The organism is Roseateles sp. P5_E8 (assembly GCF_054177665.1).
The window spans coordinates 1-522 of sequence record NZ_JBGCUM010000157.1 but is presented as its reverse complement, the minus strand read 5'-3'; the positions used below and the strand labels follow the sequence as shown (position 1 = coordinate 522).

Sequence of the window (522 nt, the reverse complement as noted above, 5' to 3'; positions counted from 1 at the left end):
CCGTGGCGCTTTGCTGGTCAAGCAGGGTCTCGACCTGCTCGGCGTCGCTCTTCGGCAGTGACAGCCGCGACAGCCGCGCGTAGACGCGCCCCGCGCCGACGCCGCTGCGGCGCATCGGCGCGCGGTACTCGACATACCCGTTGAGCTGGTCGGCGTCGAGGTTCGCCCGCCACAGGTTGCCTTCGTTCGAGATGCCGGCCACCAGCTTCGTCAGCTTGCGCTGGTTCGCGACGAACTCCTGCGCGCGCAGCGCAATCGTGTCGGGCGCATACGCCGAGCGCGAGCTCGCGTCGCGTGCATCGGCGCCGCCGCTGAGCTTGTCGATCACGGCGTCCCACTCGTCGGTGTCGACGCTCTTGAGCGTGATGTTCGCGGCGACCCCACTCGCCGGCAGCGTGACCGCCTCGTTGACGCCGATGCCGCCGCGCAGCACGCGTGGGGAATCGCCGCCGAGCTCGCGCATGAACTGCGCCTGCACGATGCTGCCGAGCTCGACGCGCAGCGTGTCGCGCGGGGGCTGGC

General features: G+C 71.1%; 1 protein-coding gene. It reads right to left on the bottom strand.

Annotated elements, in window-relative coordinates; translation table 11 throughout:
* Window positions 1–522: YhdP family protein (locus tag ACXRVZ_RS27760; RefSeq protein ID WP_458233153.1), on the bottom strand; the 522-nt coding region annotated here is incomplete at both ends.